We start from the raw sequence: 20843 nt of genomic DNA on the forward strand, positions 1-20843 counted from the left end.
GCTTCGCGTGGCCGCTGACGAGTGGCCACGTTCATTACCCGGCCGTACGCGTCCCCCGCGTCCGGCCCAACCCCAGGGGACGAGAGCTTGTCTGTCAACGCAAAGAACTGGCAAGAACTGAAGAAGCCCAACCAGCTCGAAAAGAAGAGCGGTGACGGCAAGCGCAAGGCGACCTTCGTCGCCGAGCCGCTGGAGCGGGGCTTCGGCCTGACGCTGGGCAACGCGCTGCGGCGCGTGCTGCTGTCGTCGCTGCAGGGCGCGGCGGTGACGTCGATCAAGATCGAGAACGTGCTGCACGAATTCAGCTCGCTGGCGGGCGTCCGCGAGGACGTGACCGACATCGTCCTGAACGTGAAGCAGATCGCGCTGAAGATGCAGGGCGAAGGCCCGAAGCGCCTCCAGCTGTCCGCCACTGGCCCGGCCGAGGTGAAGGCGGGCGACATCGCGGTGTCGGGCGACATCGAGGTGATGAATCCCGAGCTGGTCATCTGCCACCTCGACGACGGCGCAACGTTCAACATGGAACTGACCGCCGATGTCGGGAAGGGCTATGTCGCAGCGGTCAACAACCGTCCGGCGGATGCGCCGATCGGGCTGATCCCGGTCGACGCGCTCTACTCGCCGGTCCGTCAGGTGTCGTACAAGGTCGACCCGACCCGCGTCGGGCAGGACCTCGATTACGACAAGCTGACGCTGACGATCGAGACCGACGGCACCGTGACCCCGGAAGACGCGGTCGGCTATGCCGGTCGCATCCTCCAGGACCAGCTGGCGCTGTTCGTCCACTTCGACGATTCGTCGGTCACGCGGTCGGCGCCGATCGGCGTTGCCGCGCCGGCGGCGACGGGTGGCGAGGCCCCGAGCGACACCGCGCAGATCAACCGTTACCTGCTCAAGAAGGTCGACGAGCTGGAACTGTCGGTCCGTTCGGCGAACTGCCTAAAGAACGACAACATCATCTATATCGGCGATCTGGTCGGCAAGACCGAGGCCGAGATGCTGCGCACGCCGAACTTCGGCCGCAAGTCGCTCAACGAGATCAAGGAAGTGCTGTCGTCGATGGGGCTGCGGCTTGGGATGGAAATCCCCGGCTGGCCGCCGGAGAACATCGAGGAAGTCGCCAAGAAGCTCGAGCAGGAAATTATGGGCTGAGCCGCACGCGCGTAGCAATGCTACGCGCGAGACGGCGCAAGCCCGGCCGGCGGGAGCCGAACGGCTCCCGACCGACGACGCGGCTCCGCCGCGTCGCCACCCGGCCTCCTCCTGCTACAACAACCGGCGTCCCGAACGCCGGACCAGGCACGGGCCCCTGCCTCCGCAGGGGTGACGGTTCATCCGGTCGGCCCCGTCCCGACCTGTCCCGGGGTTCCGTCGAACGGCCCCTTGACGAACGAGAAGGAAGACTATCATGCGCCATCGTGTAGGCGGTCGTAAGCTCCAGCGGACCTCGGCACATCGCATCGCGCTGTTCCGCAACATGTCGGCTGCGCTCATCAAGCACGAGCAGATCACCACCACCGTCGCCAAGGCGAAGGAACTGCGTCCGTACATCGAGAAGCTGGTGACGCTCGGCAAGAAGGGCGGCCTGTCGAACCGCCGTCTGGCGCACGCCCGGCTGCTCGACGACGCGCAGCTGGTCAAGCTGTTCGACGTGCTCGCCAAGCGCTACGCCGACCGCAACGGCGGCTACACCCGCATCATCAAGGCCGGCATCCGTGCGTCGGACGCGTCGCCGATGGCGATCATCGAGTTCGTCGACCGCGACGTCTCGGCCAAGGGCCAGGACTCGGGCCCGGTCGTGAGCGACGACGAGGATTTCGACGCCGCCGCCTGATCGGGCGACCGCGCTGAAACGAACAGGCCGCTCCGGCAACGGGGCGGCCTTTTTCGTGCGCGGTGAGGAGTGGCGCGACCGCCGTTCCACGCCGTCATTCCCGCGAAGGCGGGAATCCAGAACCCACGGGTTTTCGAAAGAGCGGCAACGCCAGCGCGTCTGGATTCCCGCCTTCGCGGGAATGACAGGTAGGGTCCTGCCTGTCGCTCCCTCACGTGACAACCGGCCATCCACTCCATATACGCTTCGTATGTTGATAACCTCGTGGAGAAGCTGTGTGGGTATTGTGAAGATCGACGACCTGCTGCACGAGGAGGCGCGCCGCGCCAGCGCAGTGATGTGCCGCTCGATCAACGCGCAGGCGGAGTTCTGGATGAAGATCGGGATGCTCGCCGAGGCAAATCCGACCCTGTCGTTCAACGAGATCGTCGCCCGCGAGCGCGCCGCGGTGCCGATCGCGACCGCCGCATGACCGCGATCCTCAAGACCCCCGACGAGCTGGCGCTAATGCGCGAGTCCGGCCGGCTGCTCGCGCAGGTGTTCGCGATGCTCGATCGCGAGACGCTCGCCGGCCAGTCGACGCTGGCGATCAACGACCGCGTCGAGCGCTATATCGTCGACGAGCTGCACGCGCGCCCCGCCAGCAAGGGGCAATATGACTTCGCGTTCGTGCTCAACAGCTCGATCAATCAGGTCGTCTGCCACGGGGTGCCGAACGACGCCGACGTGATCCGCGACGGCGACATCGTCAATCTCGACATCACGCTGGAGAAGAACGGCTTCATCGCCGACTCGAGCAAGACCTATCTGGTCGGCGAGGTGGCCCCCGCCGCGCGCCGGCTGGTGCGGGTGGCGCAGGAGGCGATGTGGAAGGGGATCGCGCAGGTTCGCGCCGGCGCCCGGCTCGGAGACGTCGGCGCGGCGATCGACCGCCACGCCAAGCAGCACGGTTATTCGGTGGTCCGCGACTTCTGCGGCCATGGCATTGGGCGCGAGATGCACGAGGCGCCCGAGGTGCTCAACTACGGGCGCCCCGGCACCGGCCCGCTGCTGCGCGAGGGCATGACCTTCACGGTCGAGCCGATGGTCAATCAGGGCACGCGCAAGGTGGCGACGCGCGACGACGGCTGGACGGTCGTCACCGGCGACGGCAAGCTCTCCGCGCAGTTCGAGCATACGGTGGCGGTGACCGTGACCGGTGTCGAGGTGCTGACACTCCGCGACGGCGAGGCGGTGCCGAAGGGCATACGCGGCTGACGCCATCCGCCGTCGCCCCGGACTTGATCCGGGGCCCCGCTTCTTCTTCCTGCGGTTGGAGGTAAGAAGCGGGATCCCGGATCAAGGCTCTCCTGAGCTTGCCGAAGGGTCCGGGATGACCGTGACGAGGGCACCCTCTTTCCCCCCGCGCGCCATCCCGCTACAGGCCCGCCATGGAGCATCCCGACAACATCCTCATCGTCGATTTCGGCAGCCAGGTGACCCAGCTGATCGCGCGTCGCGTGCGCGAGGCGGGGGTCTATAGCGAGGTCGCGCCCTTCCAGTCCGCCGCCGAGGCGTTCGCGCGGCTGAAGCCGAAGGGCGTGATCCTGTCGGGCGGCCCGGCCTCGGTGGTCGACGACAACAGCCCGCGCGCGCCGCAGGAGATCTTCGACGCCGGCGTGCCGGTGCTCGGCATCTGCTACGGGCAGCAGGTGATGAACACCCAGCTCGGCGGGCGGGTCGAGAAGGGCATGTCGGGCGAGTTCGGGCTCGCCTTCGTGCAGGTCGACCAGACCTGCGCGCTGTTCGACGGGCTGTGGCAGGCCGGCGAGAAGCACCAGGTGTGGATGAGCCACGGCGACCATGTCGCGGCGCTCGCCCCGGGCTTCGCCCCCGTCGCCTCGTCGCCGGGTGCGCCGTTCGCGATCACCGCTGACGAGGCGCGGCGCTTCTACGGGATGCAATTCCACCCCGAGGTCGTCCACACGCCGGACGGCGCGAAGCTGATCGCCAATTTCGCGCGTCACGTCTGCGGCTTGGCCGGCGACTGGACGATGGCCGAGTTCCGCAGCGTGAAGATCGCCGAGATCCGCGAACAGGTCGGCGACAAGCGCGTGATCTGCGGCCTGTCGGGCGGCGTCGACTCGGCGGTCGCGGCGGTGCTGATCCACGAGGCGATCGGTGAGCAGCTGACCTGCGTGTTCGTCGACGGCGGCATCCTGCGTCAGGGCGAGGCCGAGCAGGTCGTCGGGCTGTTCCGCGGTGCCTATAACATCCCGCTGGTGCACGTGCAGGCGCAGGACCTGTTCATGGACGGGCTGGCCGGGGTCACCGACCCGGAGGCGAAGCGCAAGTTCATCGGCAAGACCTTCATCGACGTGTTCGAGGCCGAGGCGAAGAAGATCGGCGGCGCGGACTTCCTCGCGCAGGGCACGCTCTATCCGGACGTGATCGAGAGCGTCAGCTTCACCGGCGGCCCGTCGGTGACGATCAAGAGCCACCACAATGTCGGCGGCCTGCCCGAGCGGATGAACATGAAGCTCGTCGAGCCGCTGCGCGAATTGTTCAAGGACGAGGTCCGCGCGCTCGGCCGCGAGCTGGGGCTGCCCGAGGTGTTCGTCAGCCGCCATCCGTTCCCGGGCCCGGGACTGGCGATCCGCATCCCCGGCGAGGTGACGCGCGAGCGTTGCGACATCCTGCGCAAGGCCGATGCGATCTATCTCGAGGAAATCCGCAACGCCGGGCTGTACGACACGATCTGGCAGGCGTTCGCGGTGCTGCTGCCGGTGCGCTCGGTCGGGGTGATGGGCGACGGGCGCACCTATGACAGCGTGCTGGCGCTGCGGGCGGTCACCTCGGTCGACGGCATGACCGCCGAGGCGTTCGAGTTCCCGGGCGGCTTCCTGCCGCGCGTCGCGACGCGGATCATCAACGAGGTGAAGGGCGTCAACCGCGTCACCTACGATTACACCTCCAAGCCGCCCGGCACGATCGAGTGGGAATGATCCGGACTCGTGATCGTGCGGGGCACGATCACGGCCGGATCAGTCGGCGTAGACACGGTCCGTCATTGCGAGCGTAGCGAAGCAATCCAGGGCGTCCTGGTCCGGCTCTGGATTGCTTCGCTACGCTCGCAATGACGTCCTGGTGGCCGCCGCCGTCCAATCGTGCCACAGTCGCCGCGACCAGAACGGAATAACCGATGATCGCCGCACTTCTGTCCCTCGCACTGCAAGCCGCGCCGCTACCGCAGCCTTCTGGCGCGCCGACCTTCCGTGGGCAGGGGCAGATGGCGATGTTCGACATGATCTGCGGGCGGGTCTTCCCCGACGAAGCGCGAATCGCGACGGCGATGGCGAAGCTGCCCGGCGCGCGCGCGCTGACTCCCACCGAACTGCGCACGTACCTGAAGGACGATCCCGGCCGCGGCTGGATCATGCCTGCGGGGACCAGCCGGATCGTCGTGACGCTGGAGGCGCCGCCGATCCGCTCCTGCGCGGTGCGCATGACCAACACTGACGGCGTGATCGACGAGGGTAAATGGCAGCAACTGCTGACCGCGGCGCAGGCGCGCAGCGGCGGCGGGTTCGTCACGCTGCCGCCGCAGACGTTCGAGGTCGGCGACATCCGCTCGCAGGCCAGCGGCGTGCAGAAGCAGGGGGCAGGCGGCGCGGCCGAAGCGATCTACCTGATCCGCAGCACGCCAAAGCAACCCGGCTTCGCGACCGAGATCCGCATGGTGCGGCAGTTGGTCGCACCGAACGGGCGGTGATGGCATGGGGCCCGCGCGATCATGGCTGCCGCTCGCATCCTTGTGCAGCCTGACCCTCGGTTGTGCGACGCCGGCAGCCAGCGCCCGGTTTGACGTCGCGTTGCGTGAGAAGGACGGCGCGTGCGTCACCACGTTCGAGGGGCGCGACGTCACCAACGCCGAAGTGCTGGAATTGGCTCGCGTCCGAGCGGGGAAGACCCATGAGGCGCAGGTCGCCACAAAGGCGGCCGACACTCCGTGGCGGTGCGTTGCAGGTCTGATCTACACGTTGCAGATGGCCGGGTTCGGCAAGATCAACTTCTCCGCGCTTCCGCCGTCTCGCCGCTAGCCGGCGATTGTCACCTATCCACGAACCGGACCGATAATGACCATCACCCTCTACGGCATTCCCAATTGCGACACGGTGAAGAAGGCGCGGACGTGGCTGACCGAGCATGACGTCGCGCATACCTTCCACGACTACAAGAAAGCCGGCGTCGACGAAGCAGCGCTCGACCGATGGATCACGCAGCTCGGCTGGGAGCCGCTGCTCAACCGCGCCGGCACCACCTTCCGCAAGCTGCCCGACGCCGACAAGGCCGACATCGACACGGCGAAGGCGCGCGCGCTGATGATCGCGCATCCGTCCACTATAAAGCGCCCGGTGCTGGTCGACGGCGACCGGATCGAGGTCGGGTTCAAGCCGGACCGCTACGCCGCGCTGTTCGCCTGACCCGCTTCGCCGTTGACCGGGCGCGTGCGGAAACCTAGGAAAACCGCCCGTGCCCCCGTAGCTCAGCAGGATAGAGCGACGGTTTCCTAAACCGCAGGCCGTGAGTTCGAATCTCGCCGGGGGCACCACACCTGCGACGGAGCAAGACGTGGCGCGTGCGCTCGGCCTCGATTTCGGCACCACCAACACCGTCGTCGCGCTCGCCGAGGATGACGAGGCGCGCCTCGTCGAGTTCGCCGGGAAGGAAGCGACCGGCGCGGTGTTCCGCTCGGCCCTGTGCTTCTGGGAAGACGAGCAGGGCTGGAACGGCGTCGCCAGCGAGGCCGGGCCGTGGGCGATCGCCGAATATCTCGAGGCCCCGCTCGACAGCCGCTTCGTCCAATCGTTCAAGACCGTCGCCGCCAGCTCGCTGTTCGAGCGCACGACGATCTTCAACCGCCAGATGCGCTTCGAGGATCTCGGGCGATTGCTGCTCCAGAAGCTGGTGCGCCATGCCGGCGGGCAGCTCGACGATCGTCCCGCGCGCGTGATCGTCGGGCGGCCGGTCGAATATGCCGGCGCGCGCCCCGACGAAGCGCTAGCGCGGCAACGTTACGACCTGATGCTGCGCGAGTTCGGCGCCGAGGTCCATTACGTCTACGAACCGCTCGGCGCGGCGCACAGCTTCGCGTCGCGGCTGACCGAGCCGGCGACGATCCTCGTCGCCGATTTCGGCGGCGGGACGACTGATTTCTCGCTGGTGCGCGTCGCCGCGCCGGGCGCGGAGCGCCGCTGCGTCCCGCTCGCCTCGACCGGCGTCGGGATCGCCGGCGACCGTTTCGACCAGCGGATCGTCTCGCAACTGGTGCTGCCGCTGCTGGGCAAGGGCGGCCGATATCGCTCGTTCGGCAAGGTGCTCGACATTCCCGGCGGCTTCTTCAACGACGTCGCGGACTGGTCGCGGCTGGCGATGATGCGCAACCGCCGCACGCTTGAAGAACTGCGCAAGCTGCAACGCGACGCGCTCGATCCCGAGGCGATCGGGCGGATGATCGCGCTGGTCGAGGAGGAGCAGGGCTTCCCGCTCTACGACGCGGTCGGCCGGCTCAAGCGCGCGCTGTCGAGCGCCGACCACGCCGAATTCGCGTTCGAGGGCGGCGGGATCCGCATCGCCGCCGACGTGACCCGCGCCGAGTTCGAGCGCTGGATCGCCGACGATCTCGTACGGATCGAGGCGGCGCTCGACGCGGCGCTGGCGCGCGGCGGGGTGGAGGCGGGGGCGATCGACCGCGTGTTCCTGACCGGCGGCTCGTCGCTGATCCCGGCGATCCGCGCGATCTTCGACCGCCGCTTCGGCGCGGAGCGGATCGCGACCGGCGGCGAGCTGACCTCGATCGCGCATGGCCTCGCGCTGATCGGCGCCGAGCCCGACATCACGCCATGGGAGGCGTGACGATGGTCTATACCGATATCGCGACGCGCACCTGGGATCATGGCTGGCGGCTCGACCCGATCGTGCGCAGCCTGCTCGACACCGACTTCTACAAGCTGCTGATGCTCCAGCTGATCTGGCGGCGGCATCGCGACACACATGCCACCTTCGCGCTCATAAACCGCACGCACAATGTCCGGCTCGCCGAGGTGATCGACGAAGCCGAGTTGCGCGCCCAGCTCGATCACGCGCGCGCGCTGCGCTTCACCAAGAAGGAGCTGATCTGGCTGGCGGGCAACAGCTTCTATGGCGAGGCGCGGATGTTCGCGCCCGATTTCCTTGCGTGGCTCGCCGACTTCCGGCTGCCCGACTATGAGCTGCGCACCGTCGACGGCCAGTTCGAGCTGCATTTCGACGGCCCGTGGATGTGCACGACGATGTGGGAAATCCCTGCGCTCGCGATCGTCAACGAACTGCGTGCGCGGGCGGCGCTGCGCGGCAAGGGGCGCTTCACGCTCGACGTGCTCTACGCGCGCGCCAAGGCCAAATTGTGGGAGAAGGTCGAGCGGTTGCAGGAACTTCCCGACCTCGCGCTGTCGGATTTCGGCACCCGCCGCCGCCACGGCTTCCTGTGGCAGCGCTGGTGCGTCGAGGCGCTCAAGGAAGGGCTGGGCAAGCGCTTCATCGGTACGTCGAACGTGCTGCTCGCGATGGATCACGATCTGGAGGCGATCGGCACCAACGCGCACGAGCTGCCGATGGTGGCCGCCGCGCTGGCGCCTGACGACGCCGCGCTGGCGCAGGCGCCGTATCGGGTGCTCGACGAATGGCGGCAGGCCTATGGCGGCAATTTGCTGATCGCGCTGCCCGATGCGTTCGGCACCGCCGCCTTCCTGCGCGACGCGCCCGACTGGGTAGCGGACTGGACCGGCTTCCGACCCGACAGCGCGCCGCCGGTCGCGGCGGGCGAGCGGATCATCGCCTGGTGGCAGGCGCATGGCCGCGATCCGCGCGACAAACTGCTGATCTTCTCCGACGGCATGGACACCGACTCGATCGCGGCGACCTATCGCCATTTCCAAGGCCGGGTAAGGATGAGCTTCGGCTGGGGGACGAACCTGACCAACGACTTCCGCGGCTGCGATCCCGATAGTGCGACCGGTCTGGAGCCGATCTCTTTGGTCTGCAAGGTGGTGAGCGCCGATGGCCGTCCGGCGGTCAAACTGTCCGACAATCCCGCCAAGGCGACAGGCACGCCCGAGGAAATCGCGCGCTATCTCCGCGTGTTCGGCGACGAGGCGCGCACGGCGGTGCCGGTGGCGGTGTAAAGGCGGACCGCGTCCGACTCCGTCATTGCGAGCGGAGCGAAGCAATCCAGGGCGTCCTGGTCCGTCACTGGATTGCTTCGCTCCGCTCGCAATGACGGATGAATTTCGCACGCTACGGCGACCGCCCTTCGGCGGTGTCAGTGCGATTGATTGATAGAAAAAAACGCGCCGCCGGTCATAACCAGCGGCGCGTCACATCGATCGAAAAGCCTCAGGCCTTTACGTGTTGCGAGATATACTTGTTCATCTCGAACATCGTCACCTTGTCCTTGCCGAACACCTTCTTCAGATTGTCGTCGGCGAGGATCTCGCGCTTGTTCTCCGGGTTCTGCAGGTTGTTCGACTTGATATAGTCCCACACCTTGCTGATGACCTGGCTGCGCGGCAGCTTCTCGTTGCCGACGACCGCGCCCAGCTCAGCCGAGGGCTGAACGGGGGCGTGAATACCGCCGGTCTTGGGGGTGGTAGCCATTGTAATCCTTCCATGTGCGGCGACCCAATCGGGCCGCGCGCAGAATCACGCCTTTTTCAGCGCAGCGGGCTTGTGCGCCGCCTTTCCGCCATTGTCACTCTCCACGAGATATTGCGGATCGTCCTTCGACGCCTTGACCTTGTGCCCCTTGATCGAGGTTTCGGACGTCAGCTTCTTCTCGACCGTGCCGTGCGCGGTGCCGCCGTGCGACTTCCAGGTCACGTCGTCGCCCTTCTTCAGATTGTCCGCCATCGTCCGTCTCCTTCGTTGCGGAGGATGCAACCCACGGAGGACATGACAGGTTGCGCTGGATCAATTCGTGCTACAGCCGGCGTCGATACGAACGAGGACATGATGAACGACAAGGGTCAGGCGACGCCCGACGACGGCGATCTGGTGGCGGAAGACGGCAAGATCGCGGTGCCCGATCACGTCGCGGAGGCGGTGCGGACGCTGCTGCGCTGGGCGGGTGACGATCCCACCCGCGAGGGGCTGGTCGACACGCCGAAGCGCGTGGCGCGGGCGTGGAAGGAATATTGCGCCGGCTATGGCGAGGACCCTGGCGTCCACCTGTCGCGCGTCTTCGAGGAAGTCGGCGGCTATGACGAGATCGTGCTGCTGAAGGACATTCCGTTCCAATCGCATTGCGAGCATCACATGGCACCGATCATCGGCAAGGCGCATATCGCGTACCTGCCGCGCAACCATGTCGTCGGCATTTCGAAGCTGGCGCGCGTCCTCCACGGTTATGCGCGGCGGTTGCAGGTGCAGGAGCGGCTGACCGCCGAGGTCGCCGATTGCATCTGGAACGGGCTCAAGCCGCTGGGGGTCGCGGTGGTGATCGAGGCGAGCCACGCGTGCATGACCGCGCGCGGCGTTCGCACCTCGGGGGTCGGGATGGTGACCAGCCGCATGATGGGCGTGTTCCGCGACGACGACCGCAGCCGCAAGGAAGTGCTGTCGCTGATGGGGCTCGGCTGACCGCGATGCGGGTGCTGGTGACCGGCGGCGCGAAGCGGCTCGGCGCGGCGATCGCGCGCGCGGTCGCGGCGGCGGGGCACGAGCCGGTGATCCACTACGGGTCCTCACAGGCGGAGGCCGAGGCGCTCGCCGCCGAACTGGGGGGCGCGGCGGTGCAGGGCGATCTGTCCGACCTTGCCGATGTCCGCGCGCTGTTCTCCCGCGCGTCCGAGGGCGGTCCGATCGACGGGCTGGTCAACAGCGCCTCGCTGTTCGAGTATGACGCGCCTGCCGCGCCCGACGCGACGCTCGCCGCGCGGCTCCATGCGGTGAACGTCGTCGCGCCCTCGTTGCTCGCCGCCGCGCTGGCGGGGCAGGGGCGCGAGGGCGCGGTCGTCAACCTGCTCGACCAGAAGCTCGCCAACCCCAATCCTGATTTCTACAGCTATACGCTGACCAAGGCCGCGCTCGCGCAGGCGACGATCTTGATGGCGCAGGCCCATGCGCCGCGCGTCCGCGTCAACGCCGTGTCGCCGGGGCTGACGCTGCCCAGCGGCGACCAGACCGATGCCGACTTTGACGCGGTCGCGCGCGCCAATCTGTTGCAGCGCCCGGTCGGCGCGGAGGCGGTCGCCGACGCGGTGGTGTGGCTGCTGGGCGCGCGCAGCGTCACCGGGCAGAACGTGTTCGTCGACTGCGGCCAGCGCTTCGTCAAAAGCGCGCGCGACGTGATGTTCGAGACCGATCATGGCTGACTATACGATCATCCTCGACGATCTCGCGGTGCAGATGCGGCTCGGCATCCACCCGCACGAGGCCGCGCCGCAGCGCGTGCTGGTGTCGGTGCGGCTGACCGTCGACTATCCAGCGACGCCGGGTGCGGACACGATCGCCGAGGTGCTCGATTACGACACGATCCGCGACGGCATCCACGCGTTGGCGGCGGGCGACGGCTTTGCGTTGCAGGAGACCTTGGTCGAACGCGTCGCCGCCTTCTGCCTCGCCGACCCGCGCGTGCGCGAGGTGCGCGTCCGCTCGATGAAGCCCGACGTCTACCCCGACGCGCGCGTCGGCTGCGAGATCGTGCGCGGGCGCTGAAGGCCTTTCGTCATCCCGGACTTGATCCGGGATCCCGCTTCTTGCCGCGCTGGCCAAGAAGAAGCGGGGCCCCGGATCAGGTCCGGGGCGACGAAGCGGTGCGTCGTGGTGAATTAGCGCCAACGGCGCGCCCTGTCCTACATCGCGTCGTTCCTGATACGTTCTCACCGCAACCAAGGAGAACGTCCACCATGATCGACGACCTCATCGACGCGGTGATCGACCGCGAGGGCGGTTTCGTGAACAACCCCGCCGATCGCGGCGGCGCGACGCGCTTCGGCATCACCGAGGCGGTCGCGCGCGCCAACGGCTATACCGGCGACATGCGGCATTTCGCGCGCCCGGCGGCGGTGGCGATCTACCGCCGCCGCTACTGGACCGCGCCCGGCTTCGACCAGATCGCCTCCCACGCCCCGCGGCTCGCCGCCGAATTGTTCGACACCGGCGTCAACATGGGGCCGGAGACCGCGACGACGTTCCTGCAACGCGCGCTCACCGCGCTCAACCGCGGCGGGCGCGACTATCCCGATCTCGCCTGCGATGGCCGGATCGGCGCGCAGACACTCGCCGCGCTGACCCGCTTCCTCGCCACGCGCGGCCCGACCGCCGAGACGGTGCTGATCCGCGCGGTCGAGGCCCTGCAGGGCGAACGCTATCTGTCGCTCGCCGAGCATCGCCCGGCCAACGAGGCGTTTCTCTACGGCTGGCTCGCCAACCGCGTCGGCGGCGGGGAGCGCTGAGCATGGCGGTGCTCGACTCGATCGTCGCGCCGGTCGCCGGGCTGCTCGACAAGCTGATCCCCGACCCCCGCGCACGTGAGGCCGCGCAGCGCGAGCTGCTGCGGCTGGAAGGCACGCAGGAGCTGGAGCGCGTCAAGGCGCAGATGGCCGCGATCCTCGCCGAGGCGCAGGCGACCGACCCGTGGACCAGCCGCGCTCGGCCCGGCTTCCTCTACGTCATGTACGCGCTGCTGCTGTGGAGCATCCCGATGGGGCTGATCGCCGCGGTCCGCCCGCAGGCGGCGGCGGCGATCGCGCAGGCGATGAACGCCTATCTCTCCGGCCTGCCCGAGCCGCTCTACACGCTCTTCGCCACCGGCTATCTCGGCTACACCGTCGCGCGCGAATGGGGGAAGACCAAGGCGAGATGAAGTTTCGTCATTGCGAGCGTAGCGAAGCAATCCAGGGCGTCCTGGTCCGGCCCTGGATTGCTTCGCTACGCTCGCAATGACGGCATCAACCCGACCGCGCCAGCCGTTGCGGATCGGGCGGCAGGCGCATGTTCGCGCCGTGCGCGGCCTCCAGATATTCGGTCGCCATCGCATAATGCGCCTGGCACACCACCGGGTCTTCTGCCTCTGCGGCCAGCCGGAGTTCGGCCTCGGCCCGCGTCTGGAAATACAAACGATCTTTATCGGTAATCATCGACGCACTCACTCTCCGCGCGCCATATGGTCGTTCGTCCGTGGCGATACCATCGCCGGCGTGCAAACTTTCGTTGCCCTTGCCTGGGACACATCCGCGCCCCAAATTCCGCAGCCTATGAACGGGAACGATCCACATTCCATGCCGGTCTGGCATGGCACCACCATTCTTTCGGTACGGCGCGGCGGCAAGGTCGTCGTCATCGGCGACGGTCAGGTCTCGATGGGGCAGACCGTGATGAAGCCCAATGCGCGCAAAGTCCGCACGCTCGGCGACGGCAAGGTCATCGCCGGCTTCGCGGGTGCGACCGCCGACGCCTTCACCTTGTTCGAGCGGCTGGAGGCCAAGCTTGAGCGCCACGGCTATCACCTGATGCGCGCCGCGGTCGAGCTGGCCAAGGACTGGCGCACCGACAAGTTCCTGCGCAACCTGGAGGCGATGATGATCGTCGCCGACAAGGAAGTGACGCTGATCCTTACCGGCAACGGCGACGTGCTGGAGCCGGAGGCGGGGATCGCCGCGATCGGTTCGGGCGGCAATTACGCGCTCGCCGCTGCGCGCGCCTTGGTCGAATACGAGAATGATGCCGAGGTGCTGTGCCGCAAGGCGATGAAGATCGCCGCCGAGGTCTGCGTCTACACCAACGATCGCGTCACGATCGAGACGCTGGACAGCACGACGTGACGGCCACCCCGTCGCCCCTGCGCAGGCAGGGGCCCATGTCTGTAGCCTGTCGCGAAGCGGCTGACACACAGGCGACGCCCCTGTGTCAGCCCGCCCGACCAGCGCCACAGCCATAGGCCCCTGCCTCCGCAGGGGCGACGGTTCACCCCGCCATCGTCTCAACATTCACAACATTCGCCGATCAGGGCTTTGAAAAACCATGAACGATAATCTCACCCCCAAGGCGATCGTCGCCGCGCTCGACGCGCACATCATCGGGCAGCAGGACGCCAAGCGCGCGGTCGCCGTCGCGCTGCGCAACCGCTGGCGCCGCCAGCAGCTGTCGCCCGACCTGCGCGACGAGGTGACGCCCAAGAACATCCTGATGATCGGGCCGACCGGCTGCGGCAAGACCGAGATCAGCCGCCGCCTCGCCAAGCTGGCCGATGCGCCGTTCGTGAAGGTCGAGGCGACCAAGTTCACCGAGGTCGGCTATGTCGGCCGCGACGTCGAACAGATCGCACGCGACCTCGTCGAGGAAGCGGTGCGGCTGGAGAAGGAACGCCGCCGCATCGCGGTGAAGGACAAGGCCGAGGCCGCCGCGATGGACCGGTTGCTCGACGCCTTGGTCGGCAAGGACGCCAGCCAGGCGACCCGCGACAGCTTCCGCCAGCGCTTCGCCGAGGGCCATCTCGCCGACAAGGAAGTCGAACTGGAGCTGCAACAGGCCCCGCCGATGCCGTTCGAGCTGCCGGGCGGGCAGGGGTCGGTCGGCATGATCAACCTGTCCGAAATGATGGGCAAGGCGTTCGGCGGCGGCCCCAAGCAGCGCCGCAAATTGCTCGTCCCCGCCGCCTGGGAGAAACTGGTCGAGGAGGAGGCCGACAAACGCCTCGACCAGGACGAGGTCAGCCGCATAGCGCTCCAGGACGCCGAGGAGAATGGCATCGTGTTCCTCGACGAGATCGACAAGATCGCGGTCAGCGACGTGCGCGGCGGCTCGGTCAGCCGCGAGGGCGTCCAGCGCGACCTGTTGCCGCTGATCGAGGGGACGACCGTCTCGACGAAATACGGCCCGATGAAGACCGACCATATCCTGTTCATCGCCTCGGGCGCGTTCCACGTCGCCAAGCCGAGCGACCTGCTGCCCGAGCTTCAGGGCCGGCTGCCGATCCGCGTCGAGCTGAAGGGGCTGACCGAGGACGATTTCGTCGCGATCCTGTCGGACACCAAGGCGTCGCTGCCCGCGCAATACAAGGCGTTGATCGCGACCGAGGGCGTCGCGGTCGACTTCACCGACGACGGCATCCGCGCGATCGCGCGGATCGCGGCGGAGGTGAACGGTGAGATCGAGAATATCGGCGCGCGCCGGCTCCAGACCGTCATGGAGAAACTGCTCGAGGAGGTCAGCTTCGATGCGGAGGACCGGCAGGGCGCGGCGGTGACCGTCGATGCCGCTTATGTCGAGGCGCAACTGGCGAGCGTCGCGCGGAACTCCGACTTGAGTCGCTTCGTGCTGTAACCTACATCCGCTCCCCTGCAAACGCTGGGGGGCGGTGTGAACGACGAACGCGATGCGTTGATCCATGGCGCCTATCTGGCGGCGATGGACGACGGGCCGGAAGGCTGGACGCCGTGGCTGCGCCGCGCGTCGGACTGGATCGGTGGCGCGGCCGGTTATCTGGCGATGGTCGATCGCGCGAAGGGCGTGCTGACGTGGAACACGATCCACCACGTCGATCCCGCCGCGCCGGCGCGTTATGAGGCGGAGCGGATGCACTTGCTCGATCCGCAGGTGCCGGTGGTGGCGCGGCTGGAGCAGAGCCGCCTCTACCGCGACACCGACGTCCTCGACCGCGACGATCCCAAGGTCGACGCCTATCTACGCTGGATGGAGACGCATAGCCGCACGTGCCACTTCGTCACCTCCGCCTCGGTGATCGGCAACGGTCGCTGGGTCGGCGGTCTGTCCGTCCACAATGCGCTGGCGCGTGGCGAAATCGACGATGACCAATGGCGGCGACTGGGCTCGCTCACCAATACGCTGGAGCAGGCGCTGACGTTCGGCGTGCTCCATGCCGAAAAGCTGCGCGAGCAATGGTGGAACGCGCGACTCGATGCCGCAGGCGAACCCGCCGCGCTGCTTGATGAAACCGGCGTTCTGCTGCGCGCCACGCCCGAGTTCGAAGCGGCGTTGCGCCGTGGTGACGGGCTGCGGATGCGCGACGGCCGCCTTGCCGCCGTCGACGTGGCCAGCCAGCGTCGGCTCATGGAATTGATCGAGCGTGCGACCGCGCCGCAGAATGTCAGCGCGGACGCGGTGCGGATCGAACGCGCGGATGGTGGTCCCGGCTATTTGCTGAGCGGCTGGCCGCTGGCGAGCGAACGTCGCGCGCTGGTCCCGGACCGCGCCGCGATCCTGATGACGCTGGTCGATCCGCTGGCCGCGCCGGCCCCGCCGGTGGCGCTGTGGCGTGGCGCGTTCGGGCTCACCGCGCGTGAATCCGATCTGGCGGTGGCACTATTTTCCGGGCGCACGCTGGATGAAGCAGCGGTGCTGCTTGGCATTACGATCAACACTATCCGTGTGCATTTGCGGCAAATCTTCGCCAAAACCCAGACCGCGCGCCAGTCGGAGTTGCTGCGCTTATTGTCCCGTTTTGGGTAAGTTCGAGAGCGCTACCGTTTCGCCTAATCCAAATGGATGAGGCGTGTTACCGGTACTTGTCATACCAGTCCTCTCGCAACGGTTCCGCTGCGGAACCATCGTTGGGGGATAACATCATGAAGACTGGCTTCCGGGTCGCGCTTGCGGCTCTGGCAGTGACCGCTGCCGCCCCGTCCTATGCGGCGACGGTCGTGTCGACCAGCTCGGTCGATTACTCGGCCGACCTGCTGCTCGGCGCGCAGGCGGTGGACAATGCCGCGACCCGCGATCAGAACGCGACGCTGAAGAACGCGAACGGCTCGTTCTCCGGCCAGGGTTCGTCGGGCACCGCGGTGTCGGGCACCGTCAAGGGCGGCAATGTCGCAACCGCGACCGGTAGCGGTCAGACGATCGTGACCACGACCTCGGCCGATAGCTGGGTCGCGCGTTTCACCGACGATCTGTCGGCAGCCTCCAGCTCGGCGGCGGCCTCGGCATCGCTGTCGATCAGCCACGCGGCGGTGACCACGTTCCTGCTGAACCAGACCGGCCTGCTCAACATCGGCTATATCGCGGCGGCGACCGACATCGACACCCGCGCCGGCAACCTGGCCGGGCGCGCGCTCGACTATATCAACATCTATCAGGGCGCGAACGACGCGCTGCTCTTCTCCGGCACGCTCGCCGACTACACCGCGGCGTCGACCGCGTCGAAGACGTTCCAGGCGAACACCAGCTACAAGGTGTCGGTCAATACCCTGCCGCGCACCGGCTTCGACCAGGCCGATGCACAGGTGATCGGCGCCGGCACGCAGGCCTACAAGTACGACCGTTCGATCAGCTTTTCGCTGAACGGCGTCACCGGTGCGGTCCCTGAGCCGGCGACCTGGGCGATGATGATCCTGGGCTTCGGTCTGGTCGGTGCGGCGCTGCGTCAGCGCCGCAGCGCTCAGATCAAGTTGCCCGCGTAAAACAAGATCAGGATCGCGGCCACCAACAGGAACGCGAGATAATAGAGCCCGCCTTTGATCGGTCGCTTCGCCTTCCGATTGAAGGTCGGGCCGTCGCGTAGTTCGTCGCGGACGATATTATCGGCCATGATCGTTCTCCCGTGTCGCTTCACCAACCGGCGGCACGGCGGAACGATCCCGGTGTCAGGACAAGGCGACGTGATACCTACGCGAAGGCCCGTCCGCCCGCGGCCGACGTGCCGGGCAGATGCGGCCTGTCATGCGCGGGATCGACACCTAGTCGAGCATTCTCGCTCCCGAGACGCTCCGCATCCCGCGTCTTTTCGACGCGTCCGGCAGCGCGATCGCGCCTGACGAGTTACGATACAGGCGCGATGATCGCGATCTGCCGGCCGTAGCTCGGCTCGGCCCGATGCGTGGCGCGCCGGTACGAAAAGAACCGTGCTTCGTCGGCATAGGTGTCCAGCCCGAGCGCCGCGACGCGCGTCACGCCCGCCGCCGCCAGCCGGTGCACGACATACCCTTCCAGATCGAAGCGATGGTGCGCCGCGCGGGCATCGACGAAGAACCGCTCGTTGGCCGCATCCGCCGCCTCGAACCGCTGGCGGAACGCGTCGTCCACCTCATAGCTGGCGCGCGCGATACACGGGCCCACCGCAGCGACGATCCGCTCCGCCCGCGCCCCACGCGCGACCATCGCCGCAACCGTCGCATCGGTGACCCCGGCCAGCGCGCCCTTCCATCCGGCATGGGCTGCCCCGACCACCCCGGCTGCGGTATCGGCAAGCAGCACCGGCGCACAATCCGCCGTCACCACTCCGATCGCCAGACCGGCGCGATCGGTGACCAGCGCATCCGCCTGCGGCCGCTCGACGAACGGCGCATCGACGGTGACGCAGGTCGCCGAATGGATCTGGTAAGGCGTCAGCAGGCACGCCCCCGGCGCAACCGCCGCGACCGCCGCATCCCGGTTGGCGCACACCACTGCCTCGTCGTCCGCCGAGCCGAGCCCGACGTTCAGCCCGGCGTGGATGCCCTCGGACCCGCCGCCCTGCCGCCCGAAGAAGCCGTGCGCCACGCCGTCCAGCAGCGCCGCGCGGAACGGCACCGGCGGTGTCACAGCGCGCGTCGCATCACGATATCGGTGTCCTCGTGATCGCCGACCATAAAGGCATAACGGCCGACGTCCTTGAAGTCGTATTTGGCGTAGAAGCGCCGCGCCCGCTCGTTGTCGACGAACACCGACAGGTACATCTCGCGCATCCCGCGCGCGCGCGCTTCCTCCAGCGCCCATTCCATCATCTTCGGCCCCATGCCCGCGCCCTGCCACGGCTGGAGCAGATAGAATTGCCGCAGCTCGATCGCGCCCTCCTTGGGCGTGAACGGCAAGCGCGGCGGGCCGAGCTTCACATAGCCGACGACGATATGTCCTTCCTCGACCACCGCCACCGAATAGGCCGGGTCGGCAATTTCGCGCGCCCAGTCCTCGGGCGTATGCTGTTCGAGGAACGTGGCGAGGTCGGCCGCCGAGTACAGCATCCCGAACGTCTCGGTGAAGGTCGCACGCGCGACGCCGGCCAGATCGGCGGCGTCCTTGACGGTTGCGCGGCGCAGGGTGGCGCGGCGGGTCATGCCCCGAACCCCGCCGGTTGCGGCCAGTGTGGATGTGTCGCTGCGATCACCTTGAACAACTCCCCCATGTCGTCCACCAGCCGGCGGCGATCGCCGGCCACTCTCTCGCCCAGTGCCGCGGCGCGCTGGTCGATCCCCAATGCGCGCAGGAACGCGCCCTGCGCGGTCGTCCCGAACGTCGCCGCCCCCGACGCGCTCGCCACCAGCCGCAGCGTCGCGAGATCGACGTGCGCGGTCAGGTCCTGCTCGCCCGGCGCCTCGAACGGATTGGCATAGGCATGGCCACGCACCGCCTGCAACGTGTCGCCGACCGCCGGCCCGTCATAGCCGTAATCGATGACGAGCGCAGCACCGCCCTGCGCGACGATCCGCGCCGACAGATCGGCCATGATCGCGACGCTGGCGGGCGAGGTTTCGACGATCGCGCCCGACGCGGCGGACGCCAGCGCGGGCGGGATGATCGTATCGGGCACGCTGGTCCCCGCGATCGGCAGGAACAACGTGTCCTGACACGCCACCAGCCGCTCGTGCCACGTTTGCCCACGCTTCACGAGCTGCCGGATCGGCAGCGCGTCGAAGAATTCGTTGGCGATCACGATCAGCGGCATGTCGTCGGGCAGCGTCGTGATCGAATCGTGCCACGTCGCGCCCGGCACGCGCTCCGCTTGCGCGGCCCGCATCGTCACGCTGGTCTCGACCAAATGCACCGGCGGGGTCAGCCCAGCCCGCGCCATGACGCGCAGCGCGTCGGCGGTGAGCGTCCCGCGCCCCGGCCCCAGCTCGACCCACGCCACCACTGGCCGACCGGCACGGTCCCACAGGTCTGCCGCCCAGGCGCCGATCAGCTCGCCGAACATCTGGCTGATCTCGGGCGCGGTCGTGAAGTCGCCGCCCGCGCCGAGCGGATCGCGCGTCGCATAATAATGCGTGTTGGCGGCCGCCATGAACTGGCTGACCGGGATCGGCCCGCCCAGCGCAATGGCGCGCGCCAGTCGCTCGGCAAGCAGTGGCGCGCTCATCAGGCGACCGCGTCCGGCCCGGCGATCGGCTCGACGCGCGTGCGACGCCCCGGCGCGGTCAGCACCAGGAACAGCCCGGCGAGGATCATCGGCACGCACAGCCATTGCCCCATGTGCAGCCCGGTCGCCTCGGCGAACTGGCGCAGCTGCGCATCGGGTTCGCGGAAGAACTCGGCGGTGAAGCGCGCGAGACCGTAGCCGGTCAGGAACAGCCCGACCAGCTTGCCCGGCTGATACCGCGCATCGGTGCGCCAGAAGAAGAACCACAACAGCGCGAACAGCAGGATGCCCTCCAGCCCCGCCTCATAGAGCTGGCTGGGGTGGCGCGCCGGCTCCGGCACGCCGAACGGCACCGTCCGCTCGAACACGATCGCCCATGGCACGTCGGCGGGCTTGCCCCACAATTCGCCGTTCACGAAATTGGCGAGCCGCCCGAAGAACAGCCCGAACGGCACGCAGCACGCCACATAATCATGCACGCGCAGCCAGTTGAGCCCATGTTTGCGCGCGAACCAGATCAGCCCCAGCGAGGTGCCGATCACCCCGCCGTGGAACGACATGCCGCCGTCCCACAAGCGCAGGATCGACAGCGGCCGCGTCAGCATCTCGGGCGCGTAGAACAGCACATAGCCGAGCCGCCCGCCGAGGATGATGCCGAGGGTCGCGTAGAAGACCAGATCATCGGCATGACGCCGCGCCATCGGCGCGCCCGGCTGGTCGAGCAGCTTGAGCAGATACCACCAGCCGATGACGATTCCGGCGATATACGCCAGGCTGTACCAGCGCAGCGTGAACACCCCGATCGAGAAGACGTCGGGGTGCAGGCCCAGATCGGAAAAATGTATGTGGCTTGCCGCTACGGCAGCCGTGAGCGCGGGCAGGATCAAGGCTTTCCCCTCGTGAATCGCGCCTCCATAAGGG

General features: G+C 67.8%; 27 protein-coding genes and 1 tRNA gene. 20 read left to right on the forward strand and 8 right to left on the reverse strand.

Features of this window, described 5'->3' with window-relative positions:
- Nucleotides 1–87 precede the first annotated feature (87 nt).
- The 11 genes from PGN16_RS00775 (at nucleotide 88) to pncB (ending at nucleotide 9036) form a co-directional block, all read left to right on the forward strand.
- On the forward strand, nucleotides 88–1152 hold the full coding sequence (locus tag PGN16_RS00775; protein ID WP_335307506.1) for a DNA-directed RNA polymerase subunit alpha: 1065 nt from the start codon (nucleotides 88–90) through the stop codon (nucleotides 1150–1152).
- A 256-nt stretch (nucleotides 1153–1408) separates the two neighbouring features.
- Nucleotides 1409–1834, forward strand: a complete 426-nt coding sequence (gene rplQ, locus PGN16_RS00780; RefSeq protein WP_335307507.1) for a 50S ribosomal protein L17 — start codon at nucleotides 1409–1411, stop codon at nucleotides 1832–1834.
- 277 nt (nucleotides 1835–2111) lie between these two features.
- Complete coding sequence (locus PGN16_RS00785; protein ID WP_335307508.1) at nucleotides 2112–2306, forward strand: ParD-like family protein; 195 nt, start codon at nucleotides 2112–2114, stop codon at nucleotides 2304–2306.
- A 5-nt stretch (nucleotides 2307–2311) separates the two neighbouring features.
- Nucleotides 2312–3091, forward strand: a complete 780-nt coding sequence (map, locus tag PGN16_RS00790) for a type I methionyl aminopeptidase (RefSeq protein WP_335308366.1) — start codon at nucleotides 2312–2314, stop codon at nucleotides 3089–3091.
- A gap of 173 nt (nucleotides 3092–3264) precedes the next feature.
- Nucleotides 3265–4818: a glutamine-hydrolyzing GMP synthase gene (gene guaA, locus PGN16_RS00795; protein ID WP_335307509.1), complete on the forward strand. Its 1554-nt coding sequence runs from the start codon at nucleotides 3265–3267 to the stop codon at nucleotides 4816–4818.
- A gap of 197 nt (nucleotides 4819–5015) precedes the next feature.
- Nucleotides 5016–5585: a hypothetical protein gene (locus PGN16_RS00800; protein ID WP_335307510.1), complete on the forward strand. Its 570-nt coding sequence runs from the start codon at nucleotides 5016–5018 to the stop codon at nucleotides 5583–5585.
- A 100-nt stretch (nucleotides 5586–5685) separates the two neighbouring features.
- Nucleotides 5686–5913 carry a hypothetical protein gene (locus tag PGN16_RS00805; RefSeq protein ID WP_335307511.1) on the forward strand — a complete coding sequence of 76 codons (228 nt, stop codon included), beginning with the start codon at nucleotides 5686–5688 and terminating at the stop codon, nucleotides 5911–5913.
- 36 nt (nucleotides 5914–5949) lie between these two features.
- On the forward strand, nucleotides 5950–6297 hold the full coding sequence (locus PGN16_RS00810; protein WP_335307512.1) for an ArsC family reductase: 348 nt from the start codon (nucleotides 5950–5952) through the stop codon (nucleotides 6295–6297).
- A 51-nt stretch (nucleotides 6298–6348) separates the two neighbouring features.
- A tRNA-Arg gene (locus PGN16_RS00815) sits at nucleotides 6349–6425 on the forward strand.
- Nucleotides 6426–6445: 20 nt separating this feature from the next.
- Nucleotides 6446–7729 carry an Hsp70 family protein gene (locus PGN16_RS00820; RefSeq protein ID WP_335307513.1) on the forward strand — a complete coding sequence of 428 codons (1284 nt, stop codon included), beginning with the start codon at nucleotides 6446–6448 and terminating at the stop codon, nucleotides 7727–7729.
- A gap of 2 nt (nucleotides 7730–7731) precedes the next feature.
- Nucleotides 7732–9036, forward strand: coding sequence for a nicotinate phosphoribosyltransferase (gene pncB / locus PGN16_RS00825; protein WP_335307514.1), 1305 nt, complete (start codon nucleotides 7732–7734; stop codon nucleotides 9034–9036).
- A 211-nt stretch (nucleotides 9037–9247) separates the two neighbouring features.
- Here the strand turns inward: pncB and PGN16_RS00830 are convergent, their stop codons facing one another.
- A complete protein-coding gene (locus PGN16_RS00830) occupies nucleotides 9248–9508 on the reverse strand; it encodes an SWIB/MDM2 domain-containing protein (protein WP_333915927.1) in 261 nt (86 codons plus the stop codon).
- A 45-nt stretch (nucleotides 9509–9553) separates the two neighbouring features.
- Complete coding sequence (locus PGN16_RS00835) at nucleotides 9554–9760, reverse strand: DUF2945 domain-containing protein (protein WP_333915926.1); 207 nt, start codon at nucleotides 9758–9760, stop codon at nucleotides 9554–9556.
- Between the two features lie 102 nt (nucleotides 9761–9862).
- On the opposite strand from PGN16_RS00835, the gene folE reads away from it, so the two are divergent.
- From folE to PGN16_RS00860, 5 genes are all read left to right on the forward strand, one after another.
- Nucleotides 9863–10489 (forward strand): GTP cyclohydrolase I FolE, encoded by a 627-nt coding sequence (folE, locus tag PGN16_RS00840; RefSeq protein ID WP_443019557.1) that lies wholly within the window; start codon nucleotides 9863–9865, stop codon nucleotides 10487–10489.
- A 5-nt stretch (nucleotides 10490–10494) separates the two neighbouring features.
- Entirely contained in the window at nucleotides 10495–11223 is a 729-nt protein-coding gene (locus PGN16_RS00845) for an SDR family oxidoreductase (protein ID WP_335307516.1), read from the forward strand.
- Complete coding sequence (locus PGN16_RS00850) at nucleotides 11216–11566, forward strand: dihydroneopterin aldolase (protein ID WP_335307517.1); 351 nt, start codon at nucleotides 11216–11218, stop codon at nucleotides 11564–11566. Before PGN16_RS00845 ends, PGN16_RS00850 begins: the two co-directional genes overlap by 8 nt.
- Nucleotides 11567–11757: 191 nt before the next feature.
- Nucleotides 11758–12306, forward strand: a complete 549-nt coding sequence (locus PGN16_RS00855) for a glycoside hydrolase family 108 protein (protein ID WP_335307518.1) — start codon at nucleotides 11758–11760, stop codon at nucleotides 12304–12306.
- 2 nt (nucleotides 12307–12308) lie between these two features.
- Entirely contained in the window at nucleotides 12309–12716 is a 408-nt protein-coding gene (locus PGN16_RS00860; RefSeq protein WP_335307519.1) for a 3TM-type holin, read from the forward strand.
- An 85-nt stretch (nucleotides 12717–12801) separates the two neighbouring features.
- Here the strand turns inward: PGN16_RS00860 and PGN16_RS00865 are convergent, their stop codons facing one another.
- Nucleotides 12802–12990 carry a hypothetical protein gene (locus PGN16_RS00865; RefSeq protein WP_184034847.1) on the reverse strand — a complete coding sequence of 63 codons (189 nt, stop codon included), beginning with the start codon at nucleotides 12988–12990 and terminating at the stop codon, nucleotides 12802–12804.
- Between the two features lie 141 nt (nucleotides 12991–13131).
- Between PGN16_RS00865 and hslV the strand changes: the two genes are divergently transcribed.
- From hslV to PGN16_RS00885, 4 genes are all read left to right on the forward strand, one after another.
- Entirely contained in the window at nucleotides 13132–13674 is a 543-nt protein-coding gene (gene hslV / locus PGN16_RS00870) for an ATP-dependent protease subunit HslV (RefSeq protein ID WP_081668595.1), read from the forward strand.
- Nucleotides 13675–13873: 199 nt separating this feature from the next.
- Nucleotides 13874–15175, forward strand: a complete 1302-nt coding sequence (gene hslU, locus PGN16_RS00875) for an ATP-dependent protease ATPase subunit HslU (RefSeq protein ID WP_335307521.1) — start codon at nucleotides 13874–13876, stop codon at nucleotides 15173–15175.
- Nucleotides 15176–15211: 36 nt separating this feature from the next.
- On the forward strand, nucleotides 15212–16321 hold the full coding sequence (locus PGN16_RS00880) for a helix-turn-helix transcriptional regulator (protein ID WP_335307522.1): 1110 nt from the start codon (nucleotides 15212–15214) through the stop codon (nucleotides 16319–16321).
- A gap of 116 nt (nucleotides 16322–16437) precedes the next feature.
- A complete protein-coding gene (locus PGN16_RS00885; protein ID WP_335307523.1) occupies nucleotides 16438–17271 on the forward strand; it encodes a PEPxxWA-CTERM sorting domain-containing protein in 834 nt (277 codons plus the stop codon).
- On the opposite strand, the gene PGN16_RS00890 is transcribed toward PGN16_RS00885, so the two are convergent.
- From PGN16_RS00890 to lgt, 5 genes are all read right to left on the reverse strand, one after another.
- Complete coding sequence (locus PGN16_RS00890; RefSeq protein ID WP_156025959.1) at nucleotides 17250–17399, reverse strand: hypothetical protein; 150 nt, start codon at nucleotides 17397–17399, stop codon at nucleotides 17250–17252. The genes PGN16_RS00885 and PGN16_RS00890 overlap by 22 nt on opposite strands.
- Before the next feature lie 230 nt (nucleotides 17400–17629).
- Nucleotides 17630–18391, reverse strand: a complete 762-nt coding sequence (gene pgeF, locus PGN16_RS00895; protein ID WP_335307524.1) for a peptidoglycan editing factor PgeF — start codon at nucleotides 18389–18391, stop codon at nucleotides 17630–17632.
- Nucleotides 18388–18903, reverse strand: a complete 516-nt coding sequence (locus PGN16_RS00900; RefSeq protein WP_335307525.1) for a GNAT family N-acetyltransferase — start codon at nucleotides 18901–18903, stop codon at nucleotides 18388–18390. Before PGN16_RS00900 ends, pgeF begins: the two co-directional genes overlap by 4 nt.
- Nucleotides 18900–19922: a class I SAM-dependent methyltransferase gene (locus PGN16_RS00905; protein WP_335307526.1), complete on the reverse strand. Its 1023-nt coding sequence runs from the start codon at nucleotides 19920–19922 to the stop codon at nucleotides 18900–18902. The genes PGN16_RS00900 and PGN16_RS00905 overlap by 4 nt, the downstream gene beginning before the upstream one ends.
- On the reverse strand, nucleotides 19922–20809 hold the full coding sequence (gene lgt / locus PGN16_RS00910) for a prolipoprotein diacylglyceryl transferase (protein ID WP_335307527.1): 888 nt from the start codon (nucleotides 20807–20809) through the stop codon (nucleotides 19922–19924). The genes PGN16_RS00905 and lgt overlap by 1 nt, the downstream gene beginning before the upstream one ends.
- Nucleotides 20810–20843: the final 34 nt, after the last annotated feature.

It is taken from the genome of Sphingomonas phyllosphaerae (genome assembly GCF_036946485.1).
Classification (GTDB): Bacteria; Pseudomonadota; Alphaproteobacteria; order Sphingomonadales; family Sphingomonadaceae; genus Sphingomonas; species Sphingomonas phyllosphaerae_E.

What these genes read in the sequence shown, in the direction of transcription:
- rplQ (WP_335307507.1), top strand. Translation starts at nt 1,409, where the DNA reads ATGCGCCATCGTGTAGGCGGTCGTAAGCTCCAGCGGACCTCGGCACAT.
- guaA (WP_335307509.1), top strand. Translation starts at nt 3,265, where the DNA reads ATGGAGCATCCCGACAACATCCTCATCGTCGATTTCGGCAGCCAGGTG.
- PGN16_RS00800 (WP_335307510.1), top strand. Translation starts at nt 5,016, where the DNA reads ATGATCGCCGCACTTCTGTCCCTCGCACTGCAAGCCGCGCCGCTACCG.
- PGN16_RS00810 (WP_335307512.1), top strand. Translation starts at nt 5,950, where the DNA reads ATGACCATCACCCTCTACGGCATTCCCAATTGCGACACGGTGAAGAAG.
- pncB (WP_335307514.1), top strand. Translation starts at nt 7,732, where the DNA reads ATGGTCTATACCGATATCGCGACGCGCACCTGGGATCATGGCTGGCGG.
- PGN16_RS00830 (WP_333915927.1), bottom strand. Translation starts at nt 9,508, where the DNA reads ATGGCTACCACCCCCAAGACCGGCGGTATTCACGCCCCCGTTCAGCCC.
- PGN16_RS00835 (WP_333915926.1), bottom strand. Translation starts at nt 9,760, where the DNA reads ATGGCGGACAATCTGAAGAAGGGCGACGACGTGACCTGGAAGTCGCAC.
- folE (WP_443019557.1), top strand. Translation starts at nt 9,863, where the DNA reads ATGAACGACAAGGGTCAGGCGACGCCCGACGACGGCGATCTGGTGGCG.
- PGN16_RS00845 (WP_335307516.1), top strand. Translation starts at nt 10,495, where the DNA reads ATGCGGGTGCTGGTGACCGGCGGCGCGAAGCGGCTCGGCGCGGCGATC.
- PGN16_RS00850 (WP_335307517.1), top strand. Translation starts at nt 11,216, where the DNA reads ATGGCTGACTATACGATCATCCTCGACGATCTCGCGGTGCAGATGCGG.
- PGN16_RS00855 (WP_335307518.1), top strand. Translation starts at nt 11,758, where the DNA reads ATGATCGACGACCTCATCGACGCGGTGATCGACCGCGAGGGCGGTTTC.
- PGN16_RS00860 (WP_335307519.1), top strand. Translation starts at nt 12,309, where the DNA reads ATGGCGGTGCTCGACTCGATCGTCGCGCCGGTCGCCGGGCTGCTCGAC.
- PGN16_RS00865 (WP_184034847.1), bottom strand. Translation starts at nt 12,990, where the DNA reads ATGATTACCGATAAAGATCGTTTGTATTTCCAGACGCGGGCCGAGGCC.
- hslV (WP_081668595.1), top strand. Translation starts at nt 13,132, where the DNA reads ATGCCGGTCTGGCATGGCACCACCATTCTTTCGGTACGGCGCGGCGGC.
- hslU (WP_335307521.1), top strand. Translation starts at nt 13,874, where the DNA reads ATGAACGATAATCTCACCCCCAAGGCGATCGTCGCCGCGCTCGACGCG.
- PGN16_RS00885 (WP_335307523.1), top strand. Translation starts at nt 16,438, where the DNA reads ATGAAGACTGGCTTCCGGGTCGCGCTTGCGGCTCTGGCAGTGACCGCT.
- PGN16_RS00890 (WP_156025959.1), bottom strand. Translation starts at nt 17,399, where the DNA reads ATGGCCGATAATATCGTCCGCGACGAACTACGCGACGGCCCGACCTTC.
- PGN16_RS00900 (WP_335307525.1), bottom strand. Translation starts at nt 18,903, where the DNA reads ATGACCCGCCGCGCCACCCTGCGCCGCGCAACCGTCAAGGACGCCGCC.
- PGN16_RS00905 (WP_335307526.1), bottom strand. Translation starts at nt 19,922, where the DNA reads ATGAGCGCGCCACTGCTTGCCGAGCGACTGGCGCGCGCCATTGCGCTG.